This is a genomic window from Pseudomonas sp. GL_093 (assembly GCF_057837605.1).
The window spans coordinates 5208666-5226984 of sequence record NZ_CM174448.1; the positions used below are offsets into that span (position 1 = coordinate 5208666).

At 58.4% G+C, this 18319-nt stretch carries 15 protein-coding genes; 10 read left to right on the plus strand and 5 right to left on the minus strand.

What is annotated here, in order from left to right; all coding sequences use genetic code 11:
* Positions 1-305: 305 nt before the first annotated feature.
* The 9 genes from AC3IUE_RS23970 to AC3IUE_RS24010 all read left to right on the plus strand — a co-directional run bounded on the left by AC3IUE_RS23970 (position 306) and on the right by AC3IUE_RS24010 (position 12923).
* Positions 306-620 (plus strand): ElaB/YgaM/YqjD family protein, encoded by a 315-nt coding sequence (locus AC3IUE_RS23970; protein ID WP_046049174.1) that lies wholly within the window; start codon positions 306-308, stop codon positions 618-620.
* A 1-nt stretch (position 621) separates the two neighbouring features.
* The gene (locus AC3IUE_RS23975; protein ID WP_008145878.1) at positions 622-1011 is read left to right on the plus strand and encodes a phage holin family protein; all 390 of its coding nucleotides are present in this window, start codon (positions 622-624) and stop codon (positions 1009-1011) included.
* The gene (locus AC3IUE_RS23980) at positions 1008-1349 is read left to right on the plus strand and encodes a hypothetical protein (RefSeq protein ID WP_046049173.1); all 342 of its coding nucleotides are present in this window, start codon (positions 1008-1010) and stop codon (positions 1347-1349) included. The genes AC3IUE_RS23975 and AC3IUE_RS23980 overlap by 4 nt, the downstream gene beginning before the upstream one ends.
* 903 nt (positions 1350-2252) lie before the next feature.
* A complete protein-coding gene (locus tag AC3IUE_RS23985) occupies positions 2253-3416 on the plus strand; it encodes an EAL domain-containing protein (protein WP_489263979.1) in 1164 nt (387 codons plus the stop codon).
* Between the two features lie 69 nt (positions 3417-3485).
* Positions 3486-4814, plus strand: a complete 1329-nt coding sequence (locus tag AC3IUE_RS23990) for a deoxyguanosinetriphosphate triphosphohydrolase (protein WP_056742437.1) — start codon at positions 3486-3488, stop codon at positions 4812-4814.
* Positions 4815-4997: 183 nt separating this feature from the next.
* Positions 4998-5390 (plus strand): response regulator, encoded by a 393-nt coding sequence (locus AC3IUE_RS23995; protein WP_056742438.1) that lies wholly within the window; start codon positions 4998-5000, stop codon positions 5388-5390.
* Positions 5391-5645: 255 nt separating this feature from the next.
* Positions 5646-6272, plus strand: a complete 627-nt coding sequence (locus tag AC3IUE_RS24000; RefSeq protein WP_033059130.1) for a response regulator transcription factor — start codon at positions 5646-5648, stop codon at positions 6270-6272.
* Between the two features lie 8 nt (positions 6273-6280).
* Positions 6281-9925, plus strand: coding sequence for a transporter substrate-binding domain-containing protein (locus tag AC3IUE_RS24005; RefSeq protein ID WP_489263980.1), 3645 nt, complete (start codon positions 6281-6283; stop codon positions 9923-9925).
* Between the two features lie 49 nt (positions 9926-9974).
* Positions 9975-12923, plus strand: coding sequence for an HD domain-containing phosphohydrolase (locus AC3IUE_RS24010; RefSeq protein WP_489263981.1), 2949 nt, complete (start codon positions 9975-9977; stop codon positions 12921-12923).
* On the opposite strand, the gene AC3IUE_RS24015 is transcribed toward AC3IUE_RS24010, so the two are convergent.
* Positions 12924-13406, minus strand: a complete 483-nt coding sequence (locus AC3IUE_RS24015; protein WP_076028162.1) for a GAF domain-containing protein — start codon at positions 13404-13406, stop codon at positions 12924-12926.
* A complete protein-coding gene (locus AC3IUE_RS24020; RefSeq protein WP_056742445.1) occupies positions 13403-14293 on the minus strand; it encodes an ATP-binding protein in 891 nt (296 codons plus the stop codon). The genes AC3IUE_RS24015 and AC3IUE_RS24020 overlap by 4 nt, the downstream gene beginning before the upstream one ends.
* A gap of 166 nt (positions 14294-14459) precedes the next feature.
* On the opposite strand from AC3IUE_RS24020, the gene AC3IUE_RS24025 reads away from it, so the two are divergent.
* Positions 14460-16781 (plus strand): hybrid sensor histidine kinase/response regulator, encoded by a 2322-nt coding sequence (locus AC3IUE_RS24025; RefSeq protein WP_056742447.1) that lies wholly within the window; start codon positions 14460-14462, stop codon positions 16779-16781.
* Here the strand turns inward: AC3IUE_RS24025 and AC3IUE_RS24030 are convergent.
* The 3 genes from AC3IUE_RS24030 to msrB all read right to left on the minus strand — a co-directional run bounded on the left by AC3IUE_RS24030 (position 16765) and on the right by msrB (position 18207).
* Entirely contained in the window at positions 16765-17226 is a 462-nt protein-coding gene (locus AC3IUE_RS24030) for a MarR family winged helix-turn-helix transcriptional regulator (protein WP_008145868.1), read from the minus strand. The genes AC3IUE_RS24025 and AC3IUE_RS24030 overlap by 17 nt on opposite strands.
* Positions 17223-17708 carry a glutathione peroxidase gene (locus AC3IUE_RS24035; RefSeq protein ID WP_007983498.1) on the minus strand — a complete coding sequence of 162 codons (486 nt, stop codon included), beginning with the start codon at positions 17706-17708 and terminating at the stop codon, positions 17223-17225. Before AC3IUE_RS24035 ends, AC3IUE_RS24030 begins: the two co-directional genes overlap by 4 nt.
* A 100-nt stretch (positions 17709-17808) precedes the next feature.
* The gene (gene msrB, locus AC3IUE_RS24040) at positions 17809-18207 is read right to left on the minus strand and encodes a peptide-methionine (R)-S-oxide reductase MsrB (protein WP_056742451.1); all 399 of its coding nucleotides are present in this window, start codon (positions 18205-18207) and stop codon (positions 17809-17811) included.
* Between the last annotated feature and the right edge of the window lie 112 nt (positions 18208-18319).

Genomic DNA, 18319 nt, shown 5'->3' on the forward strand with positions numbered 1-18319 from the left:
GGGTTGGCAGACCTGAAGGCTAAAAAAGCACCAAAGCAGTTCGCGCAGACAATTCATGCACCAAGTTGCGACTTGCCGGGATCAGCAGATTGATCCCGATGAGCCACTTTGGCGCACAAGGTTGGAACCTTTGCGCGAGTTTTCATTATTTGAGATAAGGTTTTGCTCGAATCCTGCCCAGCAACAGCGCAACGGCGCAGGCAGACGCACCATGACATAGCAAAAGTTGTACCAGTCATTTGTACTGAACCTTCGCGCAAGGCTCATACTCGAACGCTTCAGAAGCCACTTACGGAGATCCACCCATGGCCAGCATCAAGGCAAAGACTGCTCAAGAAATCCTGATGAATGATTTTCAGACCCTGGTCAGCGACACCGAACGGTTGCTGGAACACACCGCAACGTTGGCCGGCGATCAGGCTGATGAGCTGCGCGAGCAAATCCACGACAGTCTGCTGCGTGCGCGCGAAACCTTGAAACTGACCGAAGACTCCCTGCGCGAACGCAGCAAGGCCGCCGTTACCGCCACCGAAGACTATGTCCAGGCCAACCCATGGCAATCGGTCGGGATCGCGGCCGGCGTTGGTTTCCTGCTTGGCTTGCTGGCCACTCGGCGCTGATATGGCGATCGGCGAATCCGGCTCGTCCGCGACGGGCCCAAGCTCCTCACCGCGGCGCCTGGGTGCCGCTTTTCTTGGACTGCTGCACAGCCATGTCGAACTGTTCGGCATCGAATTGCAGGAACAAAAAGCCCGCACGGTAAGCCTGTTGCTATTCGCAGGCCTGGCGCTGGTTTTTGCCTTGCTGTTGCTGGTGGGGTTGTCGACGCTGGTGTTGATCCTGTTTTGGGACACCTATCGCCTGGCCGCCATCATCGGGCTCTGTGTTTTCTACACACTCGCGGCCATTTTCTGTGCGATGCGCTTGAGAGCGGCGATTTTCGATGAATCGTCGCCCTTCCACGGCACCCTGGAAGAGTTAGCCAACGATCGGGAGCGTCTGCTGCCATGAGCCTGCCTGAACTGCCTCACAACAGCTCGCGCACCGAAATGCGCAAGGCGCTGATCCGCCTGCGCATGGAAATGCATCGTCAGGAAATCCGCCACGAATCCGCGCAACTGCTGCAACCCTTGCAGCGCGTGCGCGGGATGACGCAAAACCTGCAAGATGGCTTCGGCATCAAGCACGCTCCACTCTGGGGCGTGGCAGCCGTCACCTTGCTGGGTTTTCTGACAGGTAAGGGCGCCAAGAGCGGTGGCGTCAGCAGCCTGACTCGACTGGTTCGTCTGGGCGCCACGCTGGGGCCATTGATCAAGCTGGTCATGCAAGGCTCTTCGCGTAACCCCTAAGGCCGTTATCTGGATAATGCTGTTCACTTAGGGTTGGGGTACATATCCGTTTCTGCGGTGATGGCGACTGGCGGTTTCGCTTTTACAGCGAGTCACTTGGAAAAGCCCCAAGTAACCAAGGGCTCCTGCCCCGCCATTCGGTGCCTCGCCTAGGCTCGGCATGCCCTCACTCCGGCATTGCTCCGGGGGCCCGCCGCCATCGGCCATCCATGGCCGGGGGCGGCTACCGCGGCATCCTTGCCGCGGTGCCCCCTGCGCAATACCTGCGTTCGGCCTCTGGGAAAGGGGCAGTAGATCAAAAGCCGCATCCACAGCCACAGCAAGATCAAAAGATCGCAGCCTCGTTTCACTCGACAGCTCCTACCGGAGGGAGGGGGTGTACGCACGCTCCTCACCACTCAACAGGCCGAGCGTTAGCTCGCCTGCAGCTTTTGATCTTGATGCACCGCCCCATCGAGAGGCCGAGTGGAGGTTCTGCGCAGTGGGCAACCCGGCATGGATGCCGGGTTAGCCGCCCCCGGCCATGGATGGCCGATGGCGGCGGGCCCACGGAGCAGGACCGGAGCGAGGGCATGCCGAGCCACAGCGAGGCACCGAACGTCAGGGGCAAGAGCCCTTGGTTACTTGGGGCTTTTCCAAGTGACCCGCCGTAAGGGCGGAACCCTAAGCCGCCGTGACCGCAGAAACGGATATGCACACAAAAAACAGGTCGGCCCTCGATCCACCGCCCCCTCGCTACGCATGTGTACACCTGAAAACAACGAACTTAAGTGAACAGCATTACGTTATCTGGCTGCATTCTTGCAACATTGGCATTGAACCTCTTTATCGAGGGGTTCAATCCTGCGTGCCTACCCGGTGAACAGGTTTTATCCAATAACAAGACCTGACCAAGGAGGCCTCGTGATCGACGGGCAACCGCTCGCCTGTTTTCAACCCTTCATCGATACCGCCACCGGCCGTATCGCTGGCGTCGAGGCACTGGGAAGATTGCGCCAGACCGACGGTCAACTGGCCTCGGTGGGGCCGCTGTTCGCCGACCCGCGAACGCCCGCCATCGCGCTGCGTCGTCTGGATCGCCAGATCCGCGATAACGCGCTGAGCCGCCTGCATGAAGCGCCTTCGGACTGGTTTCTGAGCCTGAACATATCGCCACGCTGGATCAACCGCTTGCGACAGGGCCAGGCGCTACCGAGCCTCAAGCAATTGAGCAGGCACAACGTCGACCCGAAACGCATTGTCTTCGAGATCACCGAACTGGGGGGCGATATCCAGCGCCTGACCGAAATCGTGGCACGCTACCGACAGGCCGGCGCGAGGATCGCCATCGATGATTTTGGTGCCGGATACTCTCAGCTTGATCGCGTACTCGCGCTGCAACCGGACATTCTCAAACTCGACATGCGCTTGTTCCAGGCCGCTGCGCTAGGTGGACCGAGCAGCGACGTGGTCAAGGCTCTGGCGCAAATGGCGGAGAAAACCGGTTGCTGGATCATCGCCGAAGGGGTGGAAACCGAGGCTCAACTGAGTTTTGCTCTGGAGTGCGGTTCGCGCTACGTTCAGGGCTTTCTGTTCGCCCGGGCACAAGCCGGTTTCTTTGCCGCGGACGCCTTTGTCGAGCGCTTCGCGCAACTGCGTCAGCGCTATGTTCAGCAGAAGCTGGCTGAGCGCGGCCGCCTGATGATCATGCGCCAGCAACTCAGCGAGCTGATGACCATCCTGCAAGCATGGGCTCAGGCCCGCGCGCCGCTCAGCGCCTTGCCACAACTGGATGCATTTCCCTGGCTGCTGCGTTTCTATCAATGCGACCGCCACGGCACGCAGATGACGCCCAACCTTGAATGGCGCAACAACGGTTGGGAGGCCGACAATCGCTACCTGGGCCACAACTGGTCGTGGCGTCCCTACTTCTATCACCTGCTGGCAGAGGGTTGGGATGAGCGCAGGTTGACGCTCTCCAATACTTACCGCGATGCCACCAGCAACCAGTACTGCCTCACCGCCGGGCAATTTTTCGACCACGGCGAGCGACTGCTGCTCATCGATATCGACGCCGCCGGGCTGTAGTTCCGCTTGCAGGTCCGGACGCGAACCCGGAAGCTTAAGCAATCAAACACCTGACGGAGAGAACCCGCCTTGGATTGGCAAACCCTGCTTACCCGCGAACGCCTCGGAAAGCCTCTGCACAGCCCGGAAGAACTCGGCCGCAGCCCTTTCCACAAAGACCACGACCGGATCATTTTCTCGGGCGCGTTTCGCCGCCTAGGGCGCAAGACCCAGGTCCATCCGGTCACCAGCAACGATCATATCCACACGCGCCTGACCCACTCGCTGGAAGTCAGCTGCGTCGGCCGTTCGCTGGGCATGCGCGTTGGCGAAACCATCCGCAGCGCCCTGCCTGACTGGTGCGAGCCCAGCGACCTGGGCATGGTGGTGCAATCGGCTTGCCTGGCCCATGACATCGGCAATCCGCCCTTCGGCCATTCCGGAGAAGACGCGATTCGCCACTGGTTCCAGCAAGCCGCCGGCCGTGGCTGGCTGGATGCAATGAGCGAAGTCGAACGTAATGACTTTCTCAATTTCGAAGGCAATGCCCAAGGCTTCCGGGTACTCACCCAGCTGGAATATCACCAGTTCGACGGCGGCACCCGGCTGACCTACGCCACGCTGGGTACTTATCTGAAGTACCCATGGACGGCAAAACACGCGGACTCACTGGGCTACAAGAAACACAAGTTCGGCTGCTATCAGAGCGAATTGCCGCTTCTGGAACAAATCGCCCATAAACTCGGCCTGCCACAACTCGAGGAACAGCGTTGGGCGCGCCATCCGCTGGTGTATCTGATGGAGGCTGCCGATGACATCTGCTACGCGCTGATCGATCTGGAAGACGGTCTGGAAATGGAGTTGCTGGAGTACGCCGAAGTCGAGTCCCTGTTGCTGGACCTTGTGGGTGACGATCTGCCGGAAACCTATCGCCAGCTCGGTCCACTGGATTCGCGCCGGCGCAAACTGGCGATCCTGCGAGGCAAAGCCATTGAACACCTGACCAACGCCGCAGCACGGGCCTTTGTCGAACAACAGGACGCGTTGCTGGCCGGCACGCTGCCCGGTGATCTGGTGGAGCACATGCACGGCCCTGCCAAGCGTTGCGTCCTGAATGCGAAGGACATGGCACGGAAAAAAATCTTCCAGGACAAGCGCAAGACCCTGCATGAAATCGGCGCCTACACCACGCTGGAAATCCTGCTCAATGCCTTCTGCGGCGCGGCACTGGAACAGCACAACGGTCGAACGCCGTCCTTCAAGAGTCGCCGAGTCCTCGACCTGCTGGGTAACAATGCGCCCGATCCTCACGGCCCATTGCACGCCTCGTTTCTACGGATGATTGATTTCATCGCCGGCATGACTGACAGCTATGCCAGCGAAATGGCGCTGGAGATGACCGGTCGTTCGAGCCACTGATGAGACCTGGGTGATCAGCCATTACGCCGCCTGCAATGGTTGATTTACCTCTCAAACCCCAAGTGCACTCAACGTTCACCGAATCCCCCTACAACATGCGCGGAGCTAACTGATCGATTATTCGGTAACTTCGCGAAATAATCTCGCTTCCTTCAGTTCGACAGAAGAAGCGTGAATACTCCTATGTTCAAAGACGATCTGCGCATCTTGCTGGTAGAAGATCACCCCTTCCAACTCCGGGCGACTCAATATCTGCTTGAGAGTTACGGTTTCACCCAACTGACCACCACCGACAGTGCCGACGGCGCCTTGCAACAAATGCTCAAGGCTGTGCAACCATTTGATATTCTTTTGTGCGATCAATGTCTGCCCGACCTCTCCGGTCTTGATCTGGTCGAATTCGCCAGCCACCGAGGGATGATTAGACAGGCCATACTGTTAAGTAGCCTGACATCCGCCGAACTGGATGAACTTGAAAAAAAAGCCAACGAACACGGACTGCCATTACTGGGATACTTGATCAAACCGTTGAAACAATCCGAATTTAGAAACTTGTTGACCTTGGCCTCATTGTAAAAAATCGCACACCAAACGCACTAAAAGCTCAGACAAAACACCACTCACAACTTACAATTAAATACTTCCAATCTCTCGACTAACTATCAACAACCTTTACCCTTCTTCATAAAAAACCTAGTTGATACGTAGTCCTATTCTTCTTCAGCTGTAGGATTGTTCCTATATTGCCGCTGCAGGTCCGTCAGCTCATGCGTCGCCTCAACTATCTGAGCTAAGGTGCGCGCTTTATTAGAGCGCGTATGGGATTTGATTATGAACTCCGTTTTTATTGTCGACGATCACCCGGTCATCCGCCTTGCCGTCAGAATGTTGCTTGAACATGAAGGTTACAAAGTCGTCGGCGAAACTGATAATGGGGTCGACGCCATGCAGATGGTTCGCGAATGCATGCCTGACCTGGTCATTCTCGACATCAGTATTCCAAAACTGGATGGGCTGGAAGTTCTCGCCCGTTTCAACGCAATGAGTACCCGCCTGAAAACGTTGGTATTAACAGCACAATGCCCAACACTTTTCGGTATTCGTTGCATGCAATCCGGCGCATCGGGATATGTGTGCAAACAGGAAGAACTGAGTGAACTGGTCAGTGCTATAAAAGCCGTATTGTCAGGTTACAACTATTTCCCAAGCCAGGCTTTGAATCCTGTTCGCTGTGATGACGCGCGTTTTGCCGACCTGGAACTGTTCAAGTCAGTCAACGACCGAGAACTGATGGTATTGCAACTCTTTGCCCAAGGCCGCACCAACAAGGAAATTGCCAAAGGCATGTTTCTGAGCAACAAGACTGTCAGCACTTACAAAAAACGCCTCATGCAGAAACTCAAAGCCAAATCCCTGGTTGAACTCATCGATATGGCAAAACGTAACGCGTTAGTGTGAGAAACAGGATGCCCAGTCGTATAAAGGATTATCTGACACTCATGGCCGCAGGTTTATGCCTGAACACCTCAGTGGCCGCTGCGCAGACCGTCAGCGAGCACTACACCCTGATGAGTCGCTCGATGGCCGGACACCAGGAAGTCCAACTGGATAAATCACAACGACAATGGATAGACAATAAACGGGAACTGATCCTTGGCACTTCAGCACCGGACTACCCCCCTTTCGACCTGACCCTCAGTGGTCACGACTACGAAGGCTTTACCGCCGATTACGCAGGTATCCTTGGCAAAACCACCGGTTTGCCCATCAAGGTTCGGCGTTTCTCATCCCGGGAGGACTCGATCGAGGCACTCGAAAGCGGCGAGATCGATTTACTGGGTACTGCCAATGGATTCGAAGCTCACAACGCTGACATCGTACTTTCCACCCCCTACGCCGTAGACCAGCCGGTTCTGGTGACACGCGAAGGAGAAACCAGATCCCTGACCGATGGCCTGGCCGGTCTACGGCTGAGCATGGTGTATCACTATTTGCCGCTGGAGGAGGTCAAGGCCATGTATCCGGGGGCGATCATCACGTCCTTTCCGTCCTACCAGAATGCGATCAATGCCGTTGCCTTCGACCAGGCTGATGTTTTTCTGGGTGACACCATTTCTACCCATTACATGATCAACAAGGGGTATCTGAACAACATCCGCATGGCCAACTTCGGCAAACACGAAGCCCACGGTTTCAGCTTTGCCGTGCACAAGGACAACCCGCAACTGCTCGGGATCATCAATGCAATGCTCATGGCCATCCCCACCAGCGAACGAGACAACATTGCCAAACGCTGGAGTGCCGGCAGTGACATGCTGCTCACCGATCAAAAACTGCAGCTCACCCACAACGAAGAACGCTGGCTGGCGCAACACCCGGTAGTGCGTGTGGTGGTCAATGAGGCTTTTGCGCCGCTGACGTTTTTCGACAGTGATGGCAACTTTCGTGGGGTTACCGCGGACTTGCTCGAGCTGATCAGATTGCGCACCGGTTTGCGCTTCGACGTCCATCGCAGCCGCAGTGATGACGAGATGATCGAGCAGATCAGGGACAATAAGGCCGACTTGATCGCCGCCCTGCTCCCCAGCGCCCAACGTGAAACGACGTTGAACTTCACCCGCCCCTATCTGCAAAATTCCTTTGTCCTGCTGACTCGCAAAGCCGCCGACAGCCCGACAAGCCTTGCGCAGTTGCAGGACAAACGCCTGGCAATCGCCCAAGGCAATCCCCTGGTGGATTACCTTCGCAGCGAGTTCCCGCGGATCAGGCTGATTGAAACCCCGGACGCGTTCAGCGCCGTGGAGTTACTGGCCGAGGGTAAGGCAGAAGGTGCGGTGAATTCACTGGTGATTGCCAACTACTTCATCTCATCGCAGCTCTTCGAGCAAACACTTCAAATCAGTACCACCATCGGTACCCGACAGGCCGCATTCTCCCTGGCCACAGGCCGGGAAGCCAAAGAACTGAACGCCATCCTCAACAAGGCGCTGCTGAGTATTGCACCGGAAGAACTGGGCATCATCAACAGCCGCTGGCGCGGCTATTCGGCGTCCTCGCAAAGTACCTGGCGCAACTATCACCGACTGTTCTACCAAATCGTTATCGGTGCCGGGGTGCTGCTGCTGATTTCCGTTGCCTGGAACGCTTACATGCGTCGCCAGATAAAGCAGCGTCAGGCAGCCGAGCGTGCATTGAACGATCAATTCGAATTCATGCGCTCATTGGTCAACGGGACGCCTCATCCCATCTACGTGCGCGATCGCCAGCGACTGCTGCAAAGCTGCAACGACAGTTACCTGGAAGCCTTCTGCGCAAAACGTGAAGACGTCATCGGCAAAGGCGTCATGCAAGCCAACATGAGCAATGCGTTCGAAGCCCGGGAATATCAGGCCGATTACCAGCGCGTCGTGGCCGAGGGCATACCGCTGATCCTCGATCGCGCGCTGCACATCGGCGACCGTCGACTGACGATTTACCACTGGATTCTTCCCTACCGTGATTCGAGCGGTGAAGTACAAGGCATCATTGGCGGCTGGATCGACATCAGCGAACGGCGGCAACTGTTCGATGATCTGCGCTATGCCAAAGAGCGTGCCGATGAAGCCAACCGAGCCAAAACCACATTTCTGGCGACCATGAGCCATGAGATCCGCACCCCGATGAATGCGGTCATTGGCATGCTCGAACTGACGCTGAAGCGCATCGATCATGAGCACCCGGATCGCCCGGCCATCGATGTGGCGTACAACTCGGCGAAGGACCTGCTGGAGCTGATCGGGGACATTCTCGACATTGCACGGATTGAATCCGGACGGCTGAGCCTGAGTCCTGAACGGGTCAATCCAAGTGAAATCGTGGCCTCGGTGGTGCGGGTCTTCGATGGATTGGCGCGCCAGAAAAATCTCCGGCTGCTGCTGGAATTCCGCCCTGCCAATCCGGGGTTTGATGTCCTGTTGGACCCGATGCGCTTCAAGCAGGTGCTGTCCAACCTGGTGAGCAACGCCATCAAGTTTACGGAGCACGGCCAAATCAGGATCATCGTCGACCTGCAGCCGACCGCCGAGCCTGAGCGGGTCCGGATGCTGTTGCAGGTTCACGACAGCGGCATAGGGATCAGTGAACAGGATCAGCGGCGGCTGTTCGAACCTTTCGCCCAGGCCGATCACTCCGGGCAGTCACCCAGAGGCGGTGCGGGGCTTGGACTGGTGATCAGCCGCAGCCTGTGCGAAATGATGGGCGGCAGCCTGCAATTGAGCAGCCAGCCGGGTGTCGGCACTCAAGTCGAGGTGTCGTTGCACCTGGCAACACTGCCACTCGAGCAGAAGCCAGAGACTGTTGAAGCGCAAATCCACACCACGACGCCCCCCTTGAATGTTTTGGTGGTCGACGATCACCCCGCCAATCGCTTGCTCATGTGCCAGCAACTGGAGTTTCTGGGTCACCGATTCAGCGTCGCACCGGATGGCCAGGCAGGACTTCAGGCATGGGAAGCCGAGCCGTTCGATCTGGTGATTGTCGATTGCAACATGCCGATCATGAACGGATACGAACTGGCCCGCGCCATTCGCCGACGTGAACAAAAAACGCATCGCCCGCCCTCTACCGTGCTGGGTTTTACCGCCAATGCACAACCGGAAGAAATACAACGCTGCAAACAAGCCGGGATGGACGATTGCCTGTTCAAGCCCCTTACCCTGACAGCCTTGAGTCAGTGGGTTGAAGGTATCAGGCCAACCGTCCGTGATCCGGCATTCAGCCTGCAAGGACTGCGTCTTTTGACCGGCGGAGATCCGGTATTGGACCAGCGACTGTTGACCGAACTGTTGAACAGCAACCGTCTGGACCGACAGGAACTGCTGGCGCTGTCCCCCTCCAAAGAACCTCAGCCATTTCTCGACGTCGCCCACAAAATCAAGGGCGCCGCCCGAATCGTCCAGGCTTCCCGGGTGATCGACAGTTGCGAGGCGCTGGAAAAGGCCTGCCATGAAGTGTTTCATCACGACGAAGTGGCCGATTGCAGCAAGGCTATAGAGCGCGCCATGCTCGACCTGGAGCAAGCATTGCAGCAACAGATCGGCCAAAACGACAAAAGCAGAATGACAGAGCCTTAACTATGCTTGGACGCTGAGCAGTGTGTTCACCATCATGGAGAGACCCGCAATGCCCAGCCCACTGCGCCCGGATCAACGGCGGTTTCCCCTGCACGTCCATATCAGTGTGATGTTCACTTTCCTGCTGTTGCTGACTGGCGTGGTGCTGGGCCTTTTCAACTACCAGCAAACCACGCAGATCATTCTTTCCAGTAGTGAAAAGCTCTTCAACCGCATCGAGCAGGACGTCCGTCTCGACCTGCATGCCACTTATGAACCGATTCGCCATCTGCTGACCCTGCTGGCGGAATACCCGGCGACCCAGGCACCTGACCTCGCGCAACGCCTGGCGCTGCTCAAACCCTTCAGCCAGTCGCTCAAGGACAACCCCGACCTGGCCTCGTTGTATCTGGGCTATGGCAACGGTGATTTCTTCATGGTTCGGCCCTTGCGAACCCCCGATCTGAAAACGCTCCTCAAGGCACCGGACACTGCGGCTTATCAGGTGTGGAGCATTGAGCGAACAGGCAACAGCGGTCAGGTCCGCTCCCAATCATTGTTTTTCGATCAGGATCTGGCCCTCATCAGCCGCCAGGACAACCCCGACGAAACCTACGATCCGCGAACCCGCGCCTGGTATGCCAGCGCCCGCAGCGACAGCGATCAGATCACTACCGAACCCTACATCTTTTTCTCCACCCACATTGTCGGCACTACCCTGGCCCGACGCAGCGGCGAACAGGCCATCATGGGTGCTGATCTGACCCTGGCGGAACTCTCCGCAACCCTGGCCAAACATGTCGTGACACCCAGTACCGACATCGTGCTGTTCGATGCGGAAGGGAATGCCATCGCGTATCCCGACAGCAGCAAACTGATCAGCGACGATCAGACTGCCCGCCTGATCAAAGCCGCCGACCTGAGCCCCGGCCTCGGCGCATTGCTCAACAATCCCCCCGCAGGTAATCGCCTGGATGTCGCCGGTCGTCAATGGATCGTTGCCCGCAGCAGCATGCAGGAGGGCGGCCCCCAGGGACTGCAACTGGCGCTGCTGGTGCCGGAAGATGAATTACTCGTCGATGCCTACCGAATGCGCTGGCAAGGTGCGTTGATTACCCTGGCCACGCTGTTGCTGTGCCTGCCGCTGGGCTGGCTGACCTCGCGAGTTCTGGTTAAACCCCTGCGAGCGCTGGTACGGGAGGCCGATGCGGTTCGCAGTTTCGACTTCAACTTTCCGGCCTCACGTCGCTCTCCCGTGCTCGAAGTCGATCAACTGAGCGTGTCGATGACGCGTATGAAAGACACCCTGGCGAGTTTTTTCCAGATCACCGACAGCCTGAGCGCCGAGACCCGCTTCGCGCCCTTGCTGGAACGGGTGTTGTTTGAAACCGTGAAAATCGCCCAGGCCCAGGCCGGTCTGATCTACCTGCGCGAAAGTGATGGCGATCGCATGGAGCCCCATGGTCTGGTCGTCAACGGCACCTCACGGGCATTGCCGTCATTTGATCTTCGAGGACACGAACTCCAGGCTCCGCAAAGCCCTGCATGGCTACAACAGCTGTCGAATGCCGACAACGTCGTCACCACACTTGGTTTTGAACAGGCCGGGGATTTGCAGAAGGTGTTGCATGCGCTGGAATGTCCCCGCGTTCATCTGATCGGCATTCGGCTGCACAATCGTCATAACGAAACCGTGGGCCTGCTGATCCTGCTGTTGGCTGATACCGGCGACCAGAGCGATCTGGAAAAACTTCGCCCGGACCGCATCGCGTTCCTCCAGGCCGTGTCCGGCGCGGCCGCCGTGAGTATCGAAAGTCAGCGGCTGCAAGCCAAACAAAAACAACTGCTGGATTCCTTCATTCAACTGCTGGCGGGGGCGATTGACGCCAAAAGCCCCTATACCGGAGGTCACTGCCAGCGAGTGCCAGCGCTGACCCTGATGCTCGCCCAAGCTGCCGCTGCCAGCCAGGACCCGGCCTTCAGTGGCTATCAACCCACCGAAGATGAATGGGAAGCGCTGCACATCGCCGCCTGGCTGCACGATTGCGGCAAGGTCACCACTCCTGAGTATGTGGTCGATAAAGCCACGAAGCTGGAAACCCTTAACGACCGTATTCACGAAATCCGCACCCGCTTCGAAGTGCTCAAGCGCGATGCCTGGATCAGCTATTGGCAAGCCATGGCCCTGGGCGGTGACGAGCAGCGCCTGGCCGAACTGCGCAACGCTACGCTGGCGGGGCTGGACGATGATTTCGCGTTTATTGCCCGCTGCAACCTGGGTAGCGAGGCGATGGCCGAATCCGACCTGCAACGCCTGCGCAGCATCGCCCAACGCACCTGGACCCGAACCCTGGATGACCGGCTGGGTGTTTCCTGGGAAGAGAACCGGCGTCAGGCGCGGACCCCGGCTCCGACACTGCCGGTCAGCGAGCCATTGCTGGCGGACAAACCCGAGCACCTGTTCGAACGGCCCGAAGCCGAACTGATTCCGGAGGATAATCCGTGGGGGTTCAAGCTCGATGTGCCGCGCTACAAGTACAACCGGGGCGAGCTCTACAACCTGAGTGTTGCCCGAGGCACCCTGACCCGCGAGGAGCGTTACATCATCAATCACCACATGGTGCAGACGATTCTGATGCTCAGCCACCTGCCCTTCCCCGGCCACCTTACCAATGTCGCGGAGATCGCCGGCGGCCACCACGAGAAAATGGACGGCACCGGGTATCCCAAACAGTTGAAGCGCGAAGAAATGAGCCTGCCAGCGCGGATGATGGCGATTGCCGATATTTTCGAAGCACTGACCGCCGCCGATCGCCCCTACAAGAAAGCCAAGTCCTTGAGCGAAGCGCTGGGCATCATGGCCACCATGTGCCGGGATGCCCACATCGATCCTGAGTTGTTCGGGCTGTTCATCGACGCGCAAATCTACTTGCAGTACGCCGATCGATTCCTCGATCCCCAACAGATCGATGCGGTTGATCCGGCAAGCCTGCTGGTCAAGGCAGGCCTGCGGGCATGATCAGCAGTCGGTCAGGCGCAGGAAAATCGCCGCCAACTGCTCGATACCGGCCTGATCTTCAGCGGTAAAACGCGCCAGTTTCGGGCTATCGAGGTCCAGCACGCCGATCAGGCGACCGTCCTTGACCAGTGGCACCACCAGCTCGCTGTTCGACGCGCTGTCGCAAGCAATGTGTCCGGGGAACGCGTGCACGTCCTCGACCAACTGGGTCTGCAAGGTGGCCGCCGCCGCTCCGCACACACCCCGGCCGAACGGAATCCGCACGCAGGCGATTTGTCCCTGAAACGGGCCAAGTACCAGTTCTTCATTGCGATTGAGGTAGAACCCGGCCCAGTTCAGGTCATCGAGCTGGTTGAACAGGAACGCCGAGAACTGCGCGGCGTTGGCAATGAAATCCCGCTCGTCCGCCAGCAGTGACTCCAATTGCGCCCACAGCATGCCGTAGCCTTCGAGGCCCTGGCCGCTCTTTTGTAAATCGATCATGCCTTGTGCTCCAACAGCTTCAGCCCGACCCAATAGCGGGCAAATTGATACGCGCAACGTCCGTTGCGATTGCCCCGGCCCGTGGCCCAGCGCACCGCGAGGATGTCCAGTGCTTCGTCTCGCTGCCACTTAAGGCCCGCCTTGTCGGCCAGTTGACCGATCCAGTGTTCGACGACGTTGAGGAAGTGTTCCTGGGTAAACGGATAGAACGACAGCCACAATCCAAAACGGTCCGACAGCGCAATCTTGTCTTCCACCGCCTCGCTGGGATGGAGTTCACCGTCAACGCGTTTCCAGTTTTCGTTATCGCTTTCCTTTTCCGGCACCAGATGGCGACGGTTGGACGTGGCGTACAACAAAACGTTATCCGGCGCCTGTTCGAGAGAGCCGTCGAGCACGCTTTTGAGCACGCGATAATCGCCCTCGCCCGACTCGAATGACAGGTCATCGCAGAACAGCACGAAACGCTGGGGCAGCTTGGCGATCTGTTCGACCACGCGCGGCAAATCCGCCAGGTGATCGCGTTCGATCTCGATCAGCCGCAATCCGGCCTTGGCGTGTTCGGCCAGCAAGGCACGAATCAGCGACGATTTACCGGTGCCGCGCGAGCCCCAGAGCAACGCGTGGTTGGCCGGCATGCCATCGAGGAACTGTTGGGTATTTCGCCCCAGTTGCTCCAGTTGCCGGTCGACACCGATCAGGTCGGACAAACGCATGTCGAGGCTGACTTCCAGCGGCAACAGGAACCCGCTACGCCCCTCGCGTTGCCAGCGTGCGGCAAGGCAATGATTCCAGTCGATCGCTTGCCGAGGGGTGGGCAGCAACGGTTCGATACGGGCCAAAACGGCATCGGCGCGTTCAAGAAAAGCATTTAATCGGGAATCCACGTCTTCTCCTCGGGCACGTTCACAGTAATGATGGCGATACAGCGACAATACACAGCGTTCGGTGTCCGGTTCATCCCTTTGCACAAGGGCTCGCGAGAACATCGGTATCCATGCATGATCGACTATGCTTGAGCAGCGAAGGGAAACGGAAGTGGTTCGACACCCCATGGATATCAAGTTCACCAACCGGCTGTCCTACAAGCAAGCCAGGCTTACCGTGCTGGTCGGTTTCATTCTGGGCACGCTGCTCAGTCTGCTGCAAATAGGCATCGATTATGCCAGTGAAGACGCCTCCATCAACCGCGAAATCCTGTCTTTGCTGGAAATCAGCCACAACCCAGCGTCTCGCATCGCCTATAACATCGACGCCGAACTCGCTCAGGAACTGACCCTGGGCCTGTTGCGCTCGCCGGCGATCATCGGCGCGCAGTTGATCGACAACAACAGTACCGTGCTCGCCAGCGTCAAACGCCCGGAGGTGCAAAGCGGTTATCGGGTGATCAGCGACTTCCTGTTCGGCGCCAACCGGCAGTTCGAAGACCGTCTCTACCTGGATCACTTGCCGACTGAATCCCTCGGCACCCTGCGTCTGGACGTCGACACTTATTCATTCGGCAACCGGTTCCTGCGCCGGGCCGAGGTGACCCTGCTCAACGGCTTCGCTCGCAGCCTGCTGCTGACCGGCATCCTGCTGGCGCTGTTCTATGTGATGCTGACCAAGCCGTTGGTGCGGGTCATCCGTGAACTCAGCAGTCGCGACCCGCGCAGCACGGAGTCAACGTCGCTGGAGTGTCCGACGGACCATGAAAACGATGAAATCGGTGTACTGGTCAAAGTTGCCAATCAACAATTCGAAAACATCGCCACCGAAATCCAGCAACGACGCAACGCCGAAAACCGCCTGACCGACTACCTCGGGCAACTGGAGAACATCGTCTCGGCCCGCACAGCGGAGCTCAAGGCGATCAACTCGCGGCTCAGCCAGTCCAATCAGGAACTGGAAGTCGCCCGCAGAACCGCCTTGGACATGGCCGAAGCGCGCTCGGTGTTCCTGGCCAACATGAGCCACGAGATCCGTACGCCGCTCAACGGCCTGCTGGGGATGATCGCGCTTTCCCTGGACGGCCCGCTCAATGCCGAGCAACAACAACAGCTGTCCATCGCCCATGACTCGGGCAAAGTACTGGTGGAACTGCTCAACGATATTCTCGATTTGTCGAAGTTCGATGCCGGCCAACTTGAGCTCGAACATATTCCGTTCGACCTCGGCTCGCTGATCGAAGACACCGCGAACCTGCTATCGCAAAACGCCGCGCCGAGTGTCGAGCTGAGCTGCCTGATCGACCCACACTTTCCGGCCCTGGTGCTCGGGGATCCGACGCGGGTCCGACAGATCGTCAGCAACCTCTTGTCCAACGCCCTCAAGTTCACCCGTTTCGGTCGGGTCGATGTGCGCCTGTCGACATTCGGGGACGGCGTCAGAATCGAAGTCTGCGACACCGGCATCGGTATCGCCCAGGACGCCCAGGTCAAGATCTTCCAGCCCTTCACGCAAGCGGGTGCCGGCATTACCCGACAATTCGGCGGGACCGGATTGGGCCTGGCACTGACCTACAACCTCTGCGAAGCCATGCAAGGGCGCCTCACCATCAGCTCGGAAGCAGGCTTCGGCAGCCAGTTCTGTGCGGATCTGCCGCTGCCCAGCCACACCCGCGCCCTTCCCCCCGCCTCTTTACAGGGCAAGGTCATCGCCATCACTGCCGCCAGCAGCGGTCTGGCAGAACTGTTGAACAGTGTGTTGCCCGGTTGGGGGCTCGACTATGAGCAGCGTTCCATCGATGACTCGTTGCTGGGCCTGAACCCGGATGTACTGATTACCGATTGCCCCGAATGCCTGTTTGGCCTTCGCCCTTCGTGCACAGCGCCCATTCTGCTGGTCACCGCTTACGGCAGTTTCATGCCCAGCGAAGAAGCCAGTGCCCTCGCCCCTTTGCAACAACAGGCGCGGCCTCTGGCGCGCAATGCGCTGTACCAGACACTGCGGCGAACCCTGCAGCCGGAGCTCAACACAATCAACGGTGCCCGGCTCGACGCCCTCTCCCCACAACGACGCGGACGCGTGCTGCTGGTGGAGGACAATCCGGTCAACCAATTGGTGGCCAAGGGGATGCTCGGAAAACTCGGTTGCGAAGTGATCGTCGCCGGTCACGGTGGCGAGGCGCTGGATCAGCTGGAGCAGAGCGAATTCGATCTGGTGCTGATGGACTGCAACATGCCGGTGATGGACGGCTACGAGGCCAGTCGGCAAATCCGCCGTAGCGGACGCTGGCCACAGCTGCCCATCGTCGCCCTGACCGCCAACGCCATGTCCGAAGAACGCGAACGCTGTCGTGCGGCAGGCATGAGCGATTACCTGGCAAAACCCTTCCGCCGGGAAGAGTTGGCTGCCCTGCTGGACTTGTGGGTTCCTACTACGACAGCGCTTTGATTTGCCCCAAAAGGTGATCGAGACCATCGCGCAGATCATTCAGGCGGTCCAGATCCACACCGCTGTCACATAACAGACGGGCCTTGAGCGGCCCGACCTGATCGCGCAACGCCTTGCCGGTTGGCGACAGGCTCAAGTGCACTTCACGCTCGTCCCGCGCCGAGCGCTGACGCTGAACCAGTTGCAGTTGCTCAAGACGCTTGAGCAACGGCGTCAGCGTGCCGGAATCCAGCGCCAGGCGTTCGCCCAACGCCTTGACCGTCGGCTGCTCCGGGGCTGCCTCCTGCCATTCCCACAACACCAGCATCGCCAGGTATTGCGGGTAAGTCAGGCCGAGCTGATCGAGCATCGGCTTGTAGGCGCGGATCACCGCCCGGGAAGCGGCGTACAGCTTGAAGCACAGTTGACTGTCAAGCTTCAGGGAATCGACTGACAAGGTGTTCATTTGAGCAGGGCTTCGATCTCGCGGGTCAGGTCCTGCGGCTTGGTCGCGGGGGCGAAGCGCTTGACCAGCTGGCCATCCTTGCCAATCAGAAACTTGGTGAAGTTCCACTTGATGCCTTGGGAACCCAACACACCCGGCGCACGTTTTTTCAGCTGAACGAACAGCGGATGGGCGTCGGCGCCATTGACTTCAATCTTTTTGAACAGCGGAAAACTGACGCCGAAGTTCAACTCGCAGAACTCGGAAATCGCCCCTTCGTTGCCCGGCTCTTGCTTGCCGAACTGGTTACACGGAAAGCCCAGCACCACCAGACCTTGATCCTTGTAAGTCTGCCACAACTCTTCAAGGCCCTTGTACTGCGGGGTGAAGCCGCATTTGCTCGCGGTGTTGACCACCAACACGGCCTTGCCGGCGAAATCCGCCAGGGTCTTTTGCTCACCCTTGATGGTGGTGCAAGGGATGCTCAGCAGGTTGTCGCTCATGGTTCGGACTCTGAATGAGGGAAGATGAGACAAACATAGCGAGCAATTGAATTGTGTGCAATTTAAATATCCGAAGGGCGATCATCGATCGCCCTCTGGTTTATTTCCCGCGGGGTACCAGGTCCAGGCACACCGAGTTGATGCAATAACGCAGGCCGGTCGGCGGCGGGCCGTCCGGGAACACGTGCCCCAGGTGCGCATCGCATTTGGCGCAGACCACTTCGGTGCGGATCATGCCGTGGCTGACGTCACGGATCTCGACCATGGCGCTGTCACCGATCGGTGCATAGAAGCTCGGCCAGCCGCAGCCGGAGTCGAATTTGGTCTTGGAGTCGAACAGCGGCTCGTTGCAGCAGATGCAGTGGTAAACACCATCGACCTTGCTGTCGTTGTATTTGCCGGAGAACGGCCGTTCGGTGCCTTTGAGGCGGCAAACGTTGTACTGCTCCGGATCGAGCATTGCCCGCCATTCTTCCAGGGTTTTTTCCAACTTTTCCATCATCACACCTCAGCAGCTGAAAAAGCCCGATCTGTATCTTTTCCACGGATCGGGCGGCACGTATGATTGCGCCTCGTCAAACGCCAGTCTGGCAGCCAGACCACGCGCATTC